The 19,373-nt window shown below is 38.0% G+C and carries 15 protein-coding genes; 14 read left to right on the forward strand and 1 reads right to left on the reverse strand.

Features of this window, described 5'->3' with window-relative positions; genetic code table 11:
* The 14 genes from dnaA (at position 1) to IGL07_RS00070 (ending at position 17,276) form a co-directional block, all read left to right on the forward strand.
* Positions 1-1,344, forward strand: coding sequence for a chromosomal replication initiator protein DnaA (dnaA, locus tag IGL07_RS00005; protein WP_002356013.1), 1,344 nt, complete (start codon positions 1-3; stop codon positions 1,342-1,344).
* 201 nt (positions 1,345-1,545) lie between these two features.
* A complete protein-coding gene (gene dnaN / locus IGL07_RS00010; protein WP_002356014.1) occupies positions 1,546-2,676 on the forward strand; it encodes a DNA polymerase III subunit beta in 1,131 nt (376 codons plus the stop codon).
* A 580-nt stretch (positions 2,677-3,256) separates the two neighbouring features.
* Positions 3,257-3,502, forward strand: a complete 246-nt coding sequence (gene yaaA, locus IGL07_RS00015; protein WP_002356015.1) for a S4 domain-containing protein YaaA — start codon at positions 3,257-3,259, stop codon at positions 3,500-3,502.
* Positions 3,489-4,616 carry a DNA replication/repair protein RecF gene (gene recF, locus IGL07_RS00020; RefSeq protein ID WP_002356016.1) on the forward strand — a complete coding sequence of 376 codons (1,128 nt, stop codon included), beginning with the start codon at positions 3,489-3,491 and terminating at the stop codon, positions 4,614-4,616. The genes yaaA and recF overlap by 14 nt, the downstream gene beginning before the upstream one ends.
* Complete coding sequence (gene gyrB / locus IGL07_RS00025) at positions 4,613-6,562, forward strand: DNA topoisomerase (ATP-hydrolyzing) subunit B (protein WP_002359210.1); 1,950 nt, start codon at positions 4,613-4,615, stop codon at positions 6,560-6,562. Before recF ends, gyrB begins: the two co-directional genes overlap by 4 nt.
* A 55-nt stretch (positions 6,563-6,617) precedes the next feature.
* Entirely contained in the window at positions 6,618-9,119 is a 2,502-nt protein-coding gene (gyrA, locus tag IGL07_RS00030; RefSeq protein ID WP_002383521.1) for a DNA gyrase subunit A, read from the forward strand.
* Between the two features lie 174 nt (positions 9,120-9,293).
* Entirely contained in the window at positions 9,294-9,596 is a 303-nt protein-coding gene (gene rpsF, locus IGL07_RS00035; protein ID WP_002356019.1) for a 30S ribosomal protein S6, read from the forward strand.
* A 44-nt stretch (positions 9,597-9,640) separates the two neighbouring features.
* Positions 9,641-10,207 (forward strand): single-stranded DNA-binding protein, encoded by a 567-nt coding sequence (gene ssb / locus IGL07_RS00040; protein ID WP_002364599.1) that lies wholly within the window; start codon positions 9,641-9,643, stop codon positions 10,205-10,207.
* A 25-nt stretch (positions 10,208-10,232) separates the two neighbouring features.
* A complete protein-coding gene (gene rpsR / locus IGL07_RS00045; protein ID WP_002356021.1) occupies positions 10,233-10,472 on the forward strand; it encodes a 30S ribosomal protein S18 in 240 nt (79 codons plus the stop codon).
* A gap of 156 nt (positions 10,473-10,628) precedes the next feature.
* Positions 10,629-12,653: a DHH family phosphoesterase gene (locus tag IGL07_RS00050; RefSeq protein ID WP_002363542.1), complete on the forward strand. Its 2,025-nt coding sequence runs from the start codon at positions 10,629-10,631 to the stop codon at positions 12,651-12,653.
* Positions 12,654-12,658: 5 nt separating this feature from the next.
* Positions 12,659-13,111 carry a 50S ribosomal protein L9 gene (rplI, locus tag IGL07_RS00055; protein WP_002356023.1) on the forward strand — a complete coding sequence of 151 codons (453 nt, stop codon included), beginning with the start codon at positions 12,659-12,661 and terminating at the stop codon, positions 13,109-13,111.
* Between the two features lie 273 nt (positions 13,112-13,384).
* Positions 13,385-14,752, forward strand: a complete 1,368-nt coding sequence (gene dnaB, locus IGL07_RS00060) for a replicative DNA helicase (protein WP_002381331.1) — start codon at positions 13,385-13,387, stop codon at positions 14,750-14,752.
* Between the two features lie 237 nt (positions 14,753-14,989).
* The gene (locus IGL07_RS00065) at positions 14,990-16,282 is read left to right on the forward strand and encodes an adenylosuccinate synthase (protein ID WP_002376293.1); all 1,293 of its coding nucleotides are present in this window, start codon (positions 14,990-14,992) and stop codon (positions 16,280-16,282) included.
* 124 nt (positions 16,283-16,406) lie between these two features.
* On the forward strand, positions 16,407-17,276 hold the full coding sequence (locus tag IGL07_RS00070; RefSeq protein WP_002359214.1) for a DegV family protein: 870 nt from the start codon (positions 16,407-16,409) through the stop codon (positions 17,274-17,276).
* 387 nt (positions 17,277-17,663) lie between these two features.
* On the opposite strand, the gene IGL07_RS00075 is transcribed toward IGL07_RS00070, so the two are convergent.
* On the reverse strand, positions 17,664-19,295 hold the full coding sequence (locus IGL07_RS00075; RefSeq protein ID WP_010816942.1) for an ABC-F family ATP-binding cassette domain-containing protein: 1,632 nt from the start codon (positions 19,293-19,295) through the stop codon (positions 17,664-17,666).
* Between the last annotated feature and the right edge of the window lie 78 nt (positions 19,296-19,373).

Here is a 19,373-nt window from a genome sequence, read left to right on the forward strand (position 1 = left end):
ATGCCCGACGTGGAAAGTTTTTGGCATAGCCTTGAAGAAGCCTATCAAGCGATTTTGTCGGCGCCAAGTTTTGATGCTTGGATTAAAACCACACGCCCTTTGAAATTAGACAACAATCAATTGTGGCTAGAAGTCCCTTCTGCAGTTCATCGTGATTACTGGGAAAAAAATCTTTCGGCAAAAATTGTCGAAACTGGATTTAAATTGACCGGTGCAGAAGTGATGCCCCATTTTGTTGTTGCCGATGAAAAAGACGCAGCACTGGCACAAGAACTCGAAGAACCTGCCGAAGAAGAAGTTGTTTTTAGTGAACAAAGTAAAAAAGCGATGCTTAATCCTAAGTACACTTTCGACACCTTCGTTATTGGTAAAGGAAACCAAATGGCTCACGCTGCAGCGCTTGTTGTTGCCGAGGATCCGGGTTCGATTTACAATCCCCTTTTCTTCTATGGCGGTGTAGGGTTAGGGAAAACCCATTTGATGCATGCCATTGGTCATCAAATGTTAGTGAATCAACCAGATGCCAAAGTCAAATATGTTAGTAGCGAAACGTTTACGAATGAATTTATCAACTCAATTCAAACAAAGACATCCGAACAATTTCGGAAAGAATATCGCAATGTTGACTTATTATTAGTCGATGATATTCAATTTTTGGCGGAAAAAGAAGCAACATTGGAAGAATTTTTCCATACCTTCAACGATCTTTACAATGAAAATAAACAAATTGTTTTAACAAGTGATCGCCCGCCGAATGATATTCCAAAATTACCTGAACGATTAGTTTCTCGCTTTGCTTGGGGTTTGTCTGTCGATATCACCCCGCCTGATTTAGAAACACGAATTGCAATTTTGCGCAAAAAAGCAGATGCCGAGCGTTTAGAAATTCCGGATGATACACTAAGTTATATTGCTGGTCAAATCGATTCTAATATCCGTGAATTAGAGGGTGCTTTGGTCCGCGTTCAAGCCTTTGCAACTATTAATGGAGAAGATATTACCACTAGTTTAGCGGCGGACGCCTTGAAATCTCTAAAATCAGTTGGTAGTAAAAATCAATTGTCCATCTTACAAATTCAAGAAGAAGTATCCAAATATTATCATGTGCCACTTAAGGATTTAAAAGGGAAAAAACGGGTGAAAACAATTGTGGTTCCTCGTCAAATCTCAATGTATCTTGCTAGAGAAATGACCGACAATTCCTTGCCAAAAATTGGTGCCGAATTTGGCGGCAAAGATCATACAACGGTGATTCATGCGCACGAAAAGATTCAGCAATTATTGGAAAAAGATCCAGCGATTCAAAAAGAAGTCAGTGAAATTAAAAATTTATTGAACTCTTAGGATGTGGAAAACTAAACAAAAAAGAACAAAGTTATCCACAACTTATACACAAGTGGATAACTCAGTAAAATCAATGCTTTTTTGACTTTTCCACAGAATCAACATGCCCTATTACTTTTATTATTTATTTATATATAATATACAAAACAGTGGCGTACAAAATTAGAACGTATTGAAAATACTTAAAAAGGAGTTTACATTATGAAATTAACGGTCAAACGAAGTGTCTTTTTACAAGAATTACAAACTGTTCAACGAGCAATTTCTTCTAAAACAACGATTCCAATCTTAACAGGTGTTAAAATTGTCTTATCAGAAGATGGCTTATCACTTACTGGGAGTAACGCGGATATTTCAATTGAAAGTTTTTTAAGTAAAGACGATGAAAAAGCTCAAATGACCATTGAACGCACAGGTAGCATCGTTTTACAATCTCGTTTCTTTGGCGAAATTATTCGTAAATTACCAGAAGATATGTTCACAATGGAAGTTCTAGATAACAATCAAGTTGCAATTACTTCAGGAAAAGCTGATTTTACGGTTAATGGATTAGATGCGGATAATTATCCGCACTTACCAGTAATTGATACTCAAAACCAAATGAAATTACCTGTTCATTTATTGACAAAAATTATTAGTGAAACAGGTTTTGCTGTATCGATGCACGAAAGTCGTCCAATTTTAACTGGGGTTCACTTTATTTTAGAAAATCAAAAATTACTTGCCGTTGCGACAGATTCACATCGTTTAAGTCAACGTGTGATCCCGACAGAACAAGCAGTAGAAGACTTTAACATTGTAATTCCAGGAAAAAGTTTAACTGAACTTTCTCGTTCATTAACCAATGAAGAAGAAATGGTTGAAATCAGCATTATGGAAAACCAAGTGCTATTTAAAACAGAAACAATGTACTTCTATTCTCGTTTGTTAGAAGGAAATTATCCTGATACCAACCGTTTAATTCCAACTAGCCATAACACGCAAATTGAATTTTATGTACCAGAATTGCTTTCAGCAATCGAACGTGCCTCTTTACTTTCTCATGAAGGACGTAACAATATTGTTCGCCTTTCAATTTCACCAGATTCTGTTGTTTTATATGGAAATTCACCTGAAATTGGAAAAGTCGAAGAAGCGTTAAACTATGAAAATGTTTCTGGTGAAGCGTTGGATATTTCTTTCAACCCAGATTATATGAAAGATGCGTTGCGAGCGTTTGGCGATATGAATATTACCGTGAAATTCCTTTCTCCAATTCGTCCGTTTACATTGGAGCCAACCGAAACAGAACTAGATTTCATTCAACTAATTACACCGGTTCGTACAAATTAATCATGTTTAAAAAAGACCTTCGGAAAATCACTATGATCGCCGAAGGTTCTTTTTTGTCGTCTATTTAAAGCCGATAAACGCTGCTAGATAAGCTTTTTAAAATCGTAATAGCTTTTACGCTAATTATATTGTGAATGTTTGAACTATCGTTTGACGAATAAATTCTGCCTTTTTTTTCGGGGATAAAGAAAAAAGCCCTTTAATTTTTCGTTTAAGGGCTGTTCATTTTTTTATGAATATTTCCTAGTGAAAGAAGTTCACGTTGCTTAAAACGACGCTCAGACCTCTACAAGCTACTTTTCTTCAATGCACGCCCTCTTCGTTTGTCTTTTGAGTTACCCCTAATTGTTTTTTAGTTAAACGCTACTCGTCATTTCTGCCAAATCAGGCCCCTTTTTTCTCAAGAAAATATCAATTTCCGTTTTAAAATGCTTTTTAAGAGTTTTTTTATCCTAATAATATTTTCGGTCATTTAGAATTAAAATTGCTTAGAATGAAAATTAGACAGATAAATTTGTTTTCTCTTATGAAAAAGGGTATAATATATATGAGAACGTATTAGAAAAAAGAGGGATGCACATTGAAAAAAACGTTTGTTTTAGCAACTGAGTATATAACGCTTGGTCAGTTTCTTAAAGAAATCAACGTCATTGGTAGTGGCGGCCAAGCCAAATGGTATTTGGCAGACAATAGCGTGTTTGTTGATGGCGAGTTGGAAAATCGTCGCGGACGGAAACTTTATGCGGGCATGATGATTGAGATACCTGAAGAAGGTACTTTTTTTATGGTGAAAAACGGAAACGAGTCCGACGATGCGGCTGAATGAGCTGACACTTCAGCATTATCGTAATTATGAAACAGTCAGCTTAGATTTTCCAAAAACGTTAAATCTTTTTTTAGGCGAAAACGCCCAAGGAAAAACCAACTTGTTAGAAAGCATTTATGTTCTAGCAATGACACGAAGTCATCGAACCAGCAATGAAAAAGAATTAATTGGCTGGGAACAAGCAGCAGCTAAAATTAGCGGTGTGGTTGAAAAAAAGACAGGCACCGTACCGTTGGAAATTTTAATTTCCAACAAAGGACGTAAAACCAAGGTTAACCACATTGAGCAAAAAAGGCTCAGTGCGTACATTGGGCAACTGAATGTTATTTTATTTGCCCCAGAAGATTTATCTTTGGTGAAAGGCTCACCTCAAGTCCGCCGGAAATTTATTGACATGGAACTCGGACAAGTGAGTCCTATTTATCTTTATGATCTTGTCCAATATCAGTCTGTTTTAAAGCAACGGAACCAATACCTAAAACAACTAGCTGAAAAGAAACAAACAGATACTGTTTATCTGGATATTTTGACAGAGCAGCTAGCTGAATTTGGCGGGAAAGTTCTATACGCTCGGTTAGGTTTTCTTAAAAAATTAGAACACTGGGCAAACTTACTCCATCAAAAAATTAGTCATGGACGCGAAACGCTCACCATTGACTACGCATCAAGCATCCCAATTGACAACACGGATCTTTCCTTAGAAGCACTTCAAAATCAATTGCTCCAACAATTAATGAACAATCGTAAGCGTGAATTGTTTAAAGCGAATACTTTTTTAGGCCCTCATCGTGACGATTTGCTATTTATTGTCAATGGTCAAAATGTTCAAACGTATGGCTCACAAGGCCAACAGCGGACGACAGCTTTAAGTATTAAATTGGCAGAGATTGATTTGATGCATTCAGAAACAGGAGAATATCCTGTGTTATTACTAGATGATGTCATGAGTGAATTAGATAATGAACGTCAAATTCACTTGTTAGAAACGATTGAAGGCAAAGTTCAAACGTTCTTAACGACAACTAGTTTAGATCACATAAAAGACAAGCTAACAGTTGAACCAGATATTTTTTATGTTCAACAAGGCAAGATAGAAAGGAATTCAGCGACATGACAGAAGAAGAAAAAAACATGAGAGAACGTGCGCAAGAATATGACGCTAGTCAGATTCAAGTTTTGGAGGGCTTAGAAGCTGTCCGGAAACGTCCTGGTATGTACATAGGTTCTACTAGTGGCGAAGGGTTACACCACTTAGTATGGGAAATCGTTGACAACTCTATCGACGAAGCCTTAGCAGGATTTGCTAAATCAATTCAAGTAATTATCGAACCAGACGATAGTATTACTGTTATCGATGATGGTCGTGGAATTCCAGTCGGGATTCAAGCCAAAACAGGTCGCCCAGCTGTGGAAACAGTGTTTACAGTGCTACATGCCGGCGGGAAATTTGGCGGTGGCGGCTATAAAGTATCAGGTGGCTTGCACGGTGTTGGTTCCTCTGTTGTTAATGCTTTATCGACCAGTTTAGATGTTCGTGTTTATAAAGATGGCAAAGTGTATTACCAAGAATATCGTCGTGGTGCGGTTGTTGATGACCTAAAAGTTATCGAAGAAACGGATCGTCACGGAACCACTGTTCACTTTATTCCAGATCCTGAAATTTTTACAGAAACAACCGTTTATGATTTTGATAAATTAGCAACACGGGTTCGTGAATTAGCCTTTTTAAATCGAGGCTTACACATTTCAATTGAAGACCGTCGTGAAGGACAAGAAGATAAAAAAGAGTATCACTATGAAGGCGGGATTAAGAGTTATGTTGAGCATTTAAATGCCAATAAAGACGTTATTTTCCCAGAGCCAATCTTCATTGAAGGAGAGCAACAAGATATTACAGTGGAAGTGTCAATGCAGTATACAGATGGCTACCACTCCAATATTTTAAGTTTTGCCAACAATATTCATACTTATGAAGGCGGAACGCATGAATCTGGTTTTAAAACTTCTTTAACACGTGTGATTAATGATTATGCACGTAAACAAAAATTGATGAAAGAAAACGATGAAAAATTAACTGGGGAAGATGTTCGTGAAGGCTTAACCGCAGTGGTTTCCATCAAACATCCAGATCCTCAATTTGAAGGACAAACCAAAACGAAATTAGGAAACTCAGAAGTACGGACCGTCACGGATCGTTTATTCTCAGAATACTTTACAAAATTCTTGATGGAAAATCCAACAGTCGGCAAACAAATTGTCGAAAAAGGCATGTTGGCTTCAAAAGCTCGTTTAGCCGCTAAAAGAGCCCGTGAAGTCACCCGTCGTAAAGGCGCGTTAGAAATTAGCAACTTGCCAGGGAAGCTGGCTGATTGCTCAAGTAAAGATCCGGAAAAATGCGAATTATTTATCGTCGAAGGAGACTCGGCCGGCGGTTCAGCAAAACAAGGCCGTAGCCGTGAATTCCAAGCCATTTTACCAATTCGTGGGAAAATCTTGAATGTTGAGAAAGCCAGCATGGATAAAATTTTAGCCAATGAAGAAATTCGGTCATTATTTACAGCTATGGGAACAGGCTTCGGCGAAGATTTCGATGTTTCTAAAGCACGTTATCACAAACTAGTGATTATGACCGATGCCGATGTCGATGGTGCGCATATTCGAACGTTGTTATTAACCTTGTTCTATCGCTTCATGCGGCCAATTGTTGAAGCTGGTTATGTGTATATTGCCCAACCACCACTATATGGTGTGAAACAAGGGAAAAACATCACCTACGTTCAACCGGGCAAACATGCTGAAGAGGAACTAGCAAAAGTGTTAGAAGAATTACCTGCTTCACCAAAACCAAGTGTTCAACGTTACAAAGGGTTGGGTGAAATGGATGATCATCAACTTTGGGAAACAACAATGGACCCAGAAAAACGATTAATGGCGCGAGTGAGTGTCGATGATGCCATTGAAGCTGACCAAATTTTTGAAATGCTAATGGGCGATCGTGTGGAACCACGTCGTGCGTTTATCGAAGAAAATGCCCATTACGTGAAAAACTTGGATATTTAATGTGTCGCAACGTTGTAAGAGACGCTAGAACATATATTTAGAGGGGAAAAAATTCATGAGTGAAGAAATTAAAGAAAACATTCAAGACGTCAATCTGACCAGCGAAATGAAAGAATCTTTCATTGACTACGCAATGAGTGTTATCGTAGCCCGCGCGTTACCTGACGTTCGTGACGGTTTAAAACCTGTTCATCGCCGAATCTTATATGGAATGAACGAATTAGGGGTAACCCCTGATAAACCACACAAAAAATCAGCCCGGATTGTTGGGGATGTTATGGGTAAATATCACCCCCATGGGGACATTGCGATTTACGAATCAATGGTGCGGATGGCACAACCTTTTAGTTATCGGGCTATGTTAGTTGACGGCCACGGAAACTTCGGTTCTGTCGATGGTGACGGCGCTGCCGCTATGCGTTATACCGAAGCACGTATGAGTAAAATTGCTTTAGAAATGCTACGAGATATTAACAAAAATACAGTCGATTTCCAAGGAAACTATGATGATTCAGAACAAGAACCAGTAGTTTTACCTGCTCGTTTTCCAAACTTACTAGTTAACGGAACAACGGGGATTGCGGTGGGGATGGCAACAAATATTCCACCACACAATTTAAGTGAAGTGATTGATGCAACAAGTTTATTGATGGACAATCCTGATGTAACGACGAATGAATTGATGGAAGTGTTACCTGGACCAGACTTTCCAACAGGCGGTTTAGTGATGGGGAAATCAGGGATTCGTCGAGCATATGAAACAGGGAAAGGTTCGATTACTGTTCGTGCAAAAGTTGAATTGACTGAAATGCCGAATGGAAAAGAACGTATTTTAGTAACTGAATTGCCTTATATGGTGAATAAAGCCAAATTAATCGAACGAATTTCTGAATTACACAGAGATAAACGAATTGAAGGAATTACTGATTTGCGGGATGAATCTTCTCGTGAAGGCATGCGGATCGTCATCGATGTTCGTCGAGATGTGAGTGCCTCTGTTGTGTTAAACAACTTGTACAAAATGACTGCCTTACAAACATCTTTTGGTTTTAACATGTTAGCCATTGAAAAAGGTGTACCGAAAATTTTAAGCTTGAAACGTATTTTAGAAAATTACGTCGAGCACCAAAAAGAAGTCATTACTCGCCGGACGATTTTTGACAAAAACAAAGCAGAAGCACGGGCGCATATTTTAGAAGGTCTACGAATTGCCTTAGATCATATCGATGAAATCATTGCCATTATCCGTGGGTCACAATCAGATGATGAAGCAAAAGCAACGTTAATTGAACGCTTTGAATTTTCAGATCGTCAAGCGCAAGCGATTTTAGATATGCGTTTACGCCGTTTAACAGGCTTAGAACGCGACAAAATTGAAAATGAATATCAAGAGCTATTGAAATTCATTGCGGACTTAGAGGACATTTTAGCCCGCCCAGAACGCGTCATTGAAATCATTAAAACAGAGTTAAATGACGTTCGCACAAAATTTGGTGATGCACGACGTACAGAACTATTAGTAGGTGAAGTCCTAAGTCTTGAAGATGAAGATTTAATCGAAGAAGAAGAAGTCGTGATTACATTAACCAATAACGGCTACATTAAGCGGATGGCAAACTCCGAATTCCGGGCGCAACGCCGCGGCGGACGTGGTGTCCAAGGGATGGGCGTTCATGATGATGATTTCGTGAAAAACCTAGTTTCTTGTTCAACACACGACACGTTATTATTCTTTACGAACACTGGGAAAGTTTACCGAGCAAAAGGTTACGAAATCCCTGAATACGGTAGAACAGCAAAAGGAATTCCAGTAATTAACTTACTGGGAATTGATTCTGCAGAAAAAATTCAAGCGATTATTTCTGTTGAGGGCAAAGCGGAAGCAGGTAAATACTTGTTCTTCACAACCTTAAAAGGAACTGTCAAACGGACAGCCGTAACAGCCTTTTCTAATATCCGTAGTAATGGATTAATCGCCATTAGCTTAAAAGAAGATGATGAGTTAGTTAACGTAGTAACGACTAATGGCAATCAGAAGATGATTATCGGAACACATGCAGGATACTCTGTCACATTTGATGAAAATACTGTACGTGATATGGGCCGGACAGCATCAGGCGTTCGTGGAATCCGTCTCCGCGAAAATGATTATGTGGTCGGCGCAGCGATTCTGGATGAAAATAAAGAAGTCCTAGTCATTACTGAAAATGGTTATGGTAAGCGTACAAAAGCTTCTGAATATCCAGTTAAAGGACGTGGCGGTAAAGGGATTAAGACAGCAAATATCACTGAGAAAAATGGTCCATTAGCTGGTTTAACCACGGTCAATGGGGATGAAGATATCTTATTGATTACGAACAAAGGCGTCATTATCCGCTTTAACGTTGATTCTGTTTCTCAAACAGGACGCGCAACATTAGGGGTTCGTTTAATGAGAATGGAAGATGGTGCCAAAGTGGTAACAATGGCTGTTGTAGAACCAGAAGAAGTGGAAGAAGAAATCGTTGAAGTTGTAGAAACAACAGAAAACGAAACAACATCAGAAACAGAAGAATAACATAAAAAAGTTTCGCCAGTTGGCGAAACTTTTTTATTGGGGCTTTTCAAAACTATTTCTTGCTTTTGTCCATCAATTAGCATATAATTAGAGATTGTGAACTACCTTTTTAGGTATGTTCTCCTTGCTCTTAGCCAACTAAGAGCCTTGAAGTCCATAGGGAGGTGAAAATCAATGAGTCAAGATACGAAGTACGAAATCATGTACATTATTCGTCCGAACATTGATGAAGAAGCAAAAACTGCTTTAGTAGAACGTTTCGACACAATCTTAAAAGATAACGGAGCAGAAGTTATCGAATCTAAAGATTGGGAAAAACGCCGCTTAGCATATGAAATGAACGGATTCCGTGAAGGCATCTATCATATCGTTAATGTTACTTCTCCATCAACAGCTGGCGCAATCAACGAGTTTGATCGTTTAGCAAAAATCAATGACGATATTATCCGTCATATGATCGTGAAGGTAGAAGCATAATTTGTTTCACATGAAACATTTATTGACGAAAGGAGATGTTTTGAATGATTAATAACGTTGTATTAGTCGGAAGATTGACAAAAGATCCTGACTTACGTTACACCGCTAGTGGTTCAGCTGTTGCGACCTTTACACTTGCTGTAAACCGTAACTTTACGAATCAAAATGGTGACCGTGAAGCAGACTTTATCAACTGTGTGATTTGGCGTAAACCCGCAGAAACAATGGCTAATTATGCCCGTAAAGGTACATTATTAGGTGTTGTCGGAAGAATTCAAACTCGTAATTACGAGAACCAACAAGGTCAACGTGTCTACGTAACTGAAGTGGTTTGTGAAAACTTCCAATTGTTAGAATCTCGTTCTGCTTCAGAACAAAGAGGAACTGGCGGCGGTAGCTTTAATAACAACGAAAATGGTTATCAATCACAAAATCGTAGCTTTGGTAATAACAATGCCGGTTCTGGATTTAATAACAACAACAATAGTTTCAATCCATCATCTTCTCAGTCGCAAAACAATAACGGTATGCCTGATTTCGATAAAGATTCTGATCCATTTGGTGGCTCAGGTTCATCTATCGACATTTCAGATGATGATTTACCATTCTAAACGAATTTGATAGGAGGGAACAAGAATGGCACAACAAAGAAGAGGCGGACGTAAACGTCGGAAAGTCGACTACATCGCAGCAAACCACATCGAATACATCGATTATAAAGATACTGAATTGTTAAAACGATTCATTTCAGAACGTGGCAAAATTTTACCACGTCGTGTTACAGGTACTGGCGCTAAAAACCAACGTAAATTAACGATTGCTATTAAACGCGCACGTATCATGGGATTATTACCATTCGTTAGTGACGAACAATAATTTTATGACAATTTCCAGAACCAAAGAGCTTGCTCTTTGGTTCTTTTTTATCTTGACTAGTGTTTCACGTGAAACATAACAAGGTTCGCAGAATGAAGTGTTTTGTGATAAAATAAGGGATGAAATAACTAGTGAATCACCAGAGCAATACGCTCGTTGGAACAAGTCGCCTCAAAGGTCTGCAGAAAGATTGGAGGCAAAAAAATGCAAAAGAAGAGAATTCAAAAAAACGGTTTCTTAATTGTTGTGGGTCTTCTCTTAGTAGAATTTCTCCTCTATTTCTTACTAACAAATAAATGGCTGCTATTGGCGGTAATTATCGCATTAGATATCTTTCTCTTAGTGGTTATTCGGCTGTTGATTAGAGATGTAGAAATTACGAACGTAGAAAAGATTCAAGAAGCAAGTTCCATTGCTGAACAATCGTTGGATTATGTTGTGAATGAAGTACCTGTGGGGATTATTACGTATAACGGGGAAACACGCGCGGTAGAATGGCTTAATCCTTATGCTGCTTCTATTTTTAATAAAGACAATCAGCTAACGTTAACCGCTAGCCAAGTTACGTCTTATTTAGAATTAGCAGAACGAAACCAAGATATCTTTACGATTGACGAAAATACCTATCGCTTTAGCGTCAATAAAGAACAACATACAATTACTTTTGAAGATATCACTAAAGAAAGTAATTTGTATCAAGAAAAAGTCGAAATGCAAACGGCTATTGGCATTGTGTCTGTCGATAATTATGATGATGTCACCGATACAATGGACGAGAAAGAAATTTCTTATTTGAATAGTTTCATTACGACGATGGTTTCTGATTGGATGGACCAATACAAAGTTTTTTATAAGCGAATCAACGCAGAACGTTATTTTTTCATTGCCCAATGGGAAGATATTCAAAAAATGATGGACGAAAAATTTTCTATTTTGGATACGATCCGTAAGGAATCAGCTAACCATGAAGTAGCCATTACGTTAAGCATGGGGATTGCTTATGGGGGGCCAACCTTAGATCAAACCGGGACCACGGCTCAAACGAACCTAGATACAGCTTTAGTTCGTGGTGGTGATCAAGTGGTTGTAAAAGAAGCTAAAGATGAAGCGAAGCCGTTATTTTTTGGTGGAAAAACGGCAGTAACGACGAAACGTTCCCAAGTACGTTCTCGCGCAATGAGCATGGCAATTAAGGGAATTATTGCGGAATCTGCTGACATCTATATTATGGGCCATCGTTATCCAGATATGGATGCGTTAGGTTCAGCATTTGGTGTTGCTCGTTTAGCCTCGTTTAATAATCGAAAAGCGTGGATTGTTTTAGATGAAAATGAAATCATTCCCGATGTCAAAAGAGTGTTAGAGGCGATTAAAGAGTACCCAGAATTAGAAGAGCGCATTATTAGTCCTAAAGAGGCCATGAAGCGCAAGAAAGAAAGTAGCTTATTAGTTATGGTAGATTACCATAAACCGTCTCTATCGATCTCACAAGAGCTCTATGAGCGTTTTGATAAAGTAGTAATCATTGATCACCATCGACGAGGAGACGAATTTCCAGCAAAACCCTTGCTTTCTTATATTGAATCTTCTGCCTCTTCTGCTTCAGAATTAGTCACAGAATTGATCGAATACCAAAGTAATAGCGCAAATAAACTGCAGGCCTTTGAAGCAACCATGATGTTGGCGGGAATTGTGGTTGATACGAAAAGTTTCAATACACGAACGACGGCGCGAACATTTGATGTGGCTAGTTATTTACGAACTTGTGGAGCAGACTCATCTTTAGTACAATATCTATTAAGTTCTGATCTTACAAGCTATCTGGAAATGAACAATTTAATCTCTAAAAGCGAATATGTCACAAAAGATACCGTCGTTGTTGCAGGGAGTGAAGACAAAGAATATGATAGTGTCACAGCTGCCAAAACAGCGGACACATTACTTTCTATGGCAGGGATTAATGCAGCATTTGTCATTACCAAGCGGACGGATCAACAGATTGGCATTAGTGCTCGGAGTAATGGTTCAATTAATGTCCAAATTATTATGGAAAATTTAGGTGGTGGCGGTCACTTTACTAATGCGGCAGTACAATTATCAAACGTAACAGTAGCAGAAGTAAAAGAGCAACTACTTGATGTAATTCGTCAAAATATTAATGAAATGTATGAACAGGAGTGAAGGAAATGAAAGTCATTTTTTTACAAGACGTTAAAGGAAAAGGAAAAAAAGGGGACGTAAAAGAAGTGCCAACTGGTTACGCCCAAAACTTTTTAATTAAAAACGGCTATGCGAAAGAAGCCAATAAAGGAAGCATGAGTGCATTAGCGGGTCAAAAGAAAGCCCAAGAAAAACATGAAGCAGAAGTTTTAGCACAAGCAAAAGAAATGCAAGCCTTTTTAGAAGATGAAAAGACTGTTGTAGAGATCAAGGCAAAAGCTGGAGAAGATAGCCGTTTATTTGGCTCAATTCCTTCAAAACAAATTGCAGAAGCCTTAAACAAACAATACAATGTAAAATTGGATAAACGAAAAATCGAATTAGCCAACCCAATTCGTTCTCTAGGCTACACTAACGTACCAGTCAAACTACATCATGAAGTTACAGCGAAAATTAAGGTTCATGTCGTAGCGGAATAATACAATCGATAAAAAAGAAGCCGATTTCTCCGGCTTCTTTTTTATGCAAAATAAATTACTCAAATTATTTTTTATAATATTTAAAAATCAAATACACAACAATTTGAATTAACGAAAGTATTATATTTTTATTAATTGTATATTTTTTAAAATTGGAAAGTGAACTAAAAATAGAGAAATCAGCAGAGAAAAAATGTACTTTTTTTAATGAAATTGTGTTAAAATGGATAGACTAAATGAACCAGAAAGTAAGACATCGTGGGAGAGAACAAAATGAATGAATTATTGCAAGATAGGGTACCGCCACAAAATATTGAAGCGGAACAAGCCGTTTTAGGTTCTATTTTCTTAGATGCAGATGTGCTAATAGAAGCGATGGAATATGTGGAACCTAAAGATTTCTATCGTCGTAGTCATCAGTTGATTTTCCAAACGATGATGACCTTAAGCGACCGAAATGAAGCGATTGATGTGGTAACAATCAAAGATCGCCTAGAACAAGAGAATTTGTTAGAAGATGTTGGTGGACTAAGTTATCTGTCAGATTTAGCTTTAGCTGTGCCGACAGCTGCCAATGTCATTTATTATGCAAAAATTGTTGAACAAAAATCGTTGCTGCGCAACTTAATCCAAACCGCTACAGAGATTGTAACTAAAGGCTTTGAGCAAGGTGAAGATGTTGAATCTATTTTGGATGATGCAGAACGAAGCATTTTAGAAGTCTCCGAAAAGCGGAATCGTAGTGGCTTTTTATCAATTTCAGATGTTCTAAATACAACTATTGCGAATATTGACCAATTATATCAAAATGATGAAGAGATTACTGGTTTACCTACAGGCTATCAAGCATTGGATAAAATGACTGCCGGCTTGCAAGCGGAAGAGCTAATTATTTTAGCGGCCCGTCCAGCGGTAGGGAAAACCGCTTTTGCATTAAATATTGCCCAAAATGTCGGCACCAAAACAGATAAAGCTGTCGCTATTTTTAGTTTAGAAATGGGGGCAGAATCATTAGTGAACCGGATGCTTTGTGCAGAAGGATCCATTGAGGCCAGCCATTTAAGAACAGGGCAATTATCTGAAGAAGAATGGCAAAACTTAATTATTGCGATGGGTAGTTTGTCCCGTGCGAATATTTATATTGATGACACACCAGGGATTAAAATTACCGAAATTCGTGCGAAATGTCGTAAATTAGCACAAGAAAAAGGCAACTTAGGTCTAATTTTGATCGACTACCTACAATTGATTGAAGGAACTGGAAAAGAGAACCGCCAACAGGAGGTTTCTGATATTTCACGTCAATTAAAAAAATTAGCGAAAGAATTAAAAGTCCCGGTTATCGCTTTGTCACAGCTTTCTCGTGGCGTGGAACAACGTCAAGATAAACGTCCTGTGTTAAGTGATATTCGTGAGTCAGGTTCCATTGAGCAAGATGCCGATATCGTTGCCTTTCTTTATCGTGATGATTACTACGATCGTGGTGAAGGAGAAGACGGTGATCATGAGCCACCAGAAGTTGACAATGTTGTAGAAGTCATCATTGAGAAAAACCGTAGTGGTGCGCGTGGAACGGTCGAATTACTTTTCATTAAAGAATATAATAAATTTTCTTCGCTTTCGCCGAGGACAGAATTTTAAAAAAACGAACTCATTTTTTGAGTTCGTTTTTTTGCTTATTAAGGGATTAAAATCAGAGAGTAAAACACGAACAATATTCGTATATTTTATTATTTTACAAAAACATAACTAAAAATGTTCGTATTTTTGACAGAAACGCTTTTGATTGTGAAAGAATATTCGATTTTTACCCTTGAAAGGGACTGGTTTTACTGGTACAATGATTCAGGACAAAAAAATTATGAACGAGGTGTTCGAATGTCATCAGTAGTAGTTGTTGGAACGCAATGGGGCGACGAAGGTAAAGGAAAAATTACAGACTTTCTAAGTGAAAACGCAGAAGTGATCGCTCGTTACCAAGGCGGAGATAACGCCGGACATACCATTAAATTCGACGGCGTAACGTATAAATTACATTTAATTCCTTCAGGGATTTTCTATAAAGAAAAAATTAGTGTAATTGGTAACGGCGTAGTTGTGAATCCAAAATCTTTAGTAAAAGAATTAGCTTATTTAAAAGAAAATAATGTTGCCACTGATAATTTACGTATTTCAGATCGTGCCCATGTCATCTTGCCGTATCATATTAAATTGGATCAATTGCAAGAAGATGCGAAAGGTGAAAACAAGATTGGGACAACGATTAAAGGAATTGGCCCAGCCTACATGGATAAAGCAGCACGGGTGGGAATCCGTATCGCTGATTTATTGGATAAAGAAATTTTTGCGGAACGTTTGAAAATTAACTTAGAAGAAAAAAATCGTCAATTCGTTAAAATGTTTGATAGCGAAGCCATTGAATTTGATGATATTTTTGAAGAATACTATGAATACGGACAACAAATTAAACAATATGTTACAGATACTTCGGTTATTTTAAATGATGCATTAGATGCTGGAAAACGGGTTTTATTTGAAGGGGCACAAGGTGTCATGTTGGATATCGATCAAGGAACCTATCCATTTGTTACTTCCTCTAATCCAGTAGCTGGTGGCGTAACTATCGGTAGTGGCGTTGGTCCATCAAAAATTAATAAAGTGGTTGGTGTCTGCAAAGCGTACACTTCACGTGTCGGTGACGGCCCATTCCCAACAGAATTATTTGATGAAACAGGAGAAACCATTCGTCGTGTCGGTAAAGAATACGGAACAACAACAGGACGTCCGCGTCGTGTCGGTTGGTTTGATTCAGTAGTTATGCGTCATTCAAAACGTGTATCAGGGATTACAAACTTGTCATTAAACTCGATTGACGTGTTAAGTGGTTTAGAAACGGTGAAAATTTGTACAGCTTATGAACTTGATGGTGAATTAATTTATCATTATCCAGCAAGCTTGAAAGAATTAAGCCGCTGTAAACCAGTTTATGAAGAATTACCAGGTTGGTCTGAAGATATCACTGGTTGCAAAACTTTAGCTGATTTACCAGCTAATGCTCGTAACTATGTGCATCGGATTTCAGAATTAGTTGGTGTGCGCATTTCAACATTCTCTGTAGGTCCAGACCGTAACCAAACGAACGTTTTAGAAAGCGTTTGGGCACAAATTTAAGCAGATTTTTAAGGGAACGTAAAGGATGGCTTATGCCAATTCAGCCTTTACGTTCTTTTTTAATTTTATATAAAAATGAAAAACTATGGTAAAATAAAAGAAAACATGAAGGGGGCAATTGTCCGTGAATTATCAATTAGTGACAGATTCTTGTTGTGACTTGCCGTATACATACTTAAAAGAAAACCAAGTACCTTTTATTAGCATGAATATTCAAATTGACGGGAAAGAATATCGCGATGATTTAGGCGAAACGTTTGATTATCAGAACTTCTTAACGGCTATTAAAAATGGAAGTATGCCCACTACCTCTCAAGTTAATGTAGGACGCTACAATGAATTTTTCCGTCCTTTTGTGGAGCAAGGGTTACCGGTGATTTATTTAGCTTTTTCATCTGGGTTAAGTGGCTCTTATCAAAGTGCGTTGCAATCAGTAGAGATGTTAAAAGAAGAGTACGATAATGTAGAAATTCATATTATTGATACAAAAGCAGCTAGCTTAGGTCAAGGGATGTTAGTCCGAGAAGCCATTCGATTACAAACAGATGGTCATTCATTAGGAGAAGTTGTTGCCTATCTTGAAGAGCAAAAAATGAAACTTCACTCGTGGGTAACGGTAGATGATTTAAAACATTTAGAACGTGGCGGACGGATTTCTAAAACAGCGGCAGCACTTGGTGGCTTAATGAACATTAAACCAATTATTCGCGTGGATGCGGCGGGTAAACTAGCATCCGTTGGTAAAACTCGTGGACGAAACAAGTCCTTGCAAAAGATTGCGCAAGAAACGATTCAAGGCATTGTAGAGCCAATGAAACAAACACTATTGATTGCATATGCGGGAACGAAAGATGACGCGGAAAAAGTCAAAGAATTAATTGAAAAAGAAATAGAAGTTAATGAGATACTGATTTATCCTCTAGGCCCCACCATTACTAGTCATACTGGAATAGGTTGTATTGCTGTGTTTTCTTTTGGTGAAAAAAGAAAATAAAAAATGAGCCTGGGACAAAAATCACTTTGGATTTTTGTCCCAGGCTTAAAAATTGATAAACGGCGGGAACAGAAGCAACACTACGCGTTGCTCCGATCTCAACAACTTCTAAGGTGTTTTCTCGACATGCGTCTCGTCACAGTACAGCCTTCAAAAGAGCTACAGCTCTAAGAGTTGCGATGTTTCACTGTGAAGCATGAACAGATGAAATCATCGTACCTACTTGGTGAAGGTCCTTCGGAAATAAGCCGAAATTGTTGAGAATCACGAAGAACGTAGTGATTCGATGATGAACAATACCTACTTGGTCTCCAAAAATTATAGAACAATTTTTGGAAATTCCTTCTTATTTCTCGGAGTTAAACGCTTCTGTCCCGACCTCATTTTTTAATAATCTGAACTGAATAAAACGTCCATTTGTTTTTGAATTTCTGGGTTTTCCAAGAATTCATCATAGGTTGTTTCTGCCCGATCAATGACCCCTTTATCAGAAACAGCAATAATTCGGTTCGCTAATGTTTGGATAAATTGGTGGTCATGTGAAGCAAAAAGAATTGAACCAGTGAAAGCCATCAACCCATCATTTAATGCAGTGATTGATTCTAAGTCTAAGTGATTCGTTGGATCATCTAAAACTAAGACATTGGCTTTGGAAAGCATTAATTTTGAAAGCATGACACGCACTTTTTCGCCTCCGGAAAGAACATTGACTGGTTTTAGTACCTCTTCACCAGAGAATAACATCCGACCTAAGAAACTACGTAAGAACGTATTGTCATCTTCTTCTTTACCAGCAAATTGACGTAACCAATCTAAAATGGTTAATGGCTTTTCAAAGTCTTTGCTGTTGTCTTTTGGTAAATAAGCTTGGCTAGTTGTAACGCCCCAACGAACAGAACCTGTATCGGGAGTAATTTCGCCCATAATCACTTTGAATAACGTAGTCGTTGTAATATCTGAGTCAGCGATGAATGCCACTTTATCATCTTTTGTTAAGTTGAACGAGATATTATCTAAGATTTTTTTGCCATCAATCGTTACAGAGACATTTTCAACTTGTAATAAGTCATTGCCGATTTCACGTTCTGGTGTAAAACCAACGAATGGATAACGACGAGAGGAAGGTTGAATGTCATCTAAGGTAATTTTATCTAACATTTTTTTACGAGACGTTGCTTGTTTTGATTTTGAGGCATTGGCGCTAAAACGAGCGATAAAGTCTTGTAATTCTTTGATTTGTTCTTCTTTTTTGGCATTAGATTGTGCTTGCAATTTTGTCGCTAGTTGGCTTGATTCCAACCAGAAATCATAGTTACCAACGTAAAGTTTGATTTTACTAAAGTCTAAATCTGCCATGTGGGTGCAGACTTTGTTTAGGAAATGACGGTCATGGGAAACCACGATAACGGTATTTTCAAAGTTGATTAAAAATTCTTCTAACCAATTGATTGAGCGGGTGTCTAAACCATTTGTCGGCTCGTCTAATAGTAAGACATCTGGTTTACCAAAAAGAGATTGAGCTAATAATACTTTGACTTTTTGACCAGCTGTTAATTCGCTCATTTTTTGATCATGTAATTCTTCTGGAATGTTTAGCCCTTGGAGTAAAACAGCTGCTTCAGGTTCTGCTTCCCAACCGTCAAGTTCAGCAAATTCGCCTTCTAGTTCTGCGGCACGAATCCCATCTTCATCTGAAAAATCTTCTTTCATATAGATAGCATCTTTTTCTTTCATTACTTCGTAAAGACGTTTATGTCCCATAATTACAGTTTCTAAAACAGTGTAGTCTTCGTAGTCAAAGTGATTTTGTTTCAGCGTTGCTAGTCGCTCATTAGGACCCATTGAAACCACGCCAGTTGTCGGTTGAATCTCACCTGATAAAATTTTAAGAAACGTTGATTTTCCTGCACCGTTTGCGCCGATTAAGCCGTAACAGTTGCCAGGAGTAAATTTAATATTCACTTCTTCAAAAAGTTTACGATCTGGAAATTGTAAACTTACATCATTAACAGTAATCAATTGTTTTCCTCGCTTTTAATATATTCTTGAACCTCTCTGCATTATATCGGCTACAGAACCTTTTTTCAAGGAGTTTCA

The organism is Enterococcus sp. DIV1368f, assembly GCF_051712245.1.
In the GTDB taxonomy this organism is placed as follows: domain Bacteria; phylum Bacillota; class Bacilli; order Lactobacillales; family Enterococcaceae; genus Enterococcus; species Enterococcus faecalis.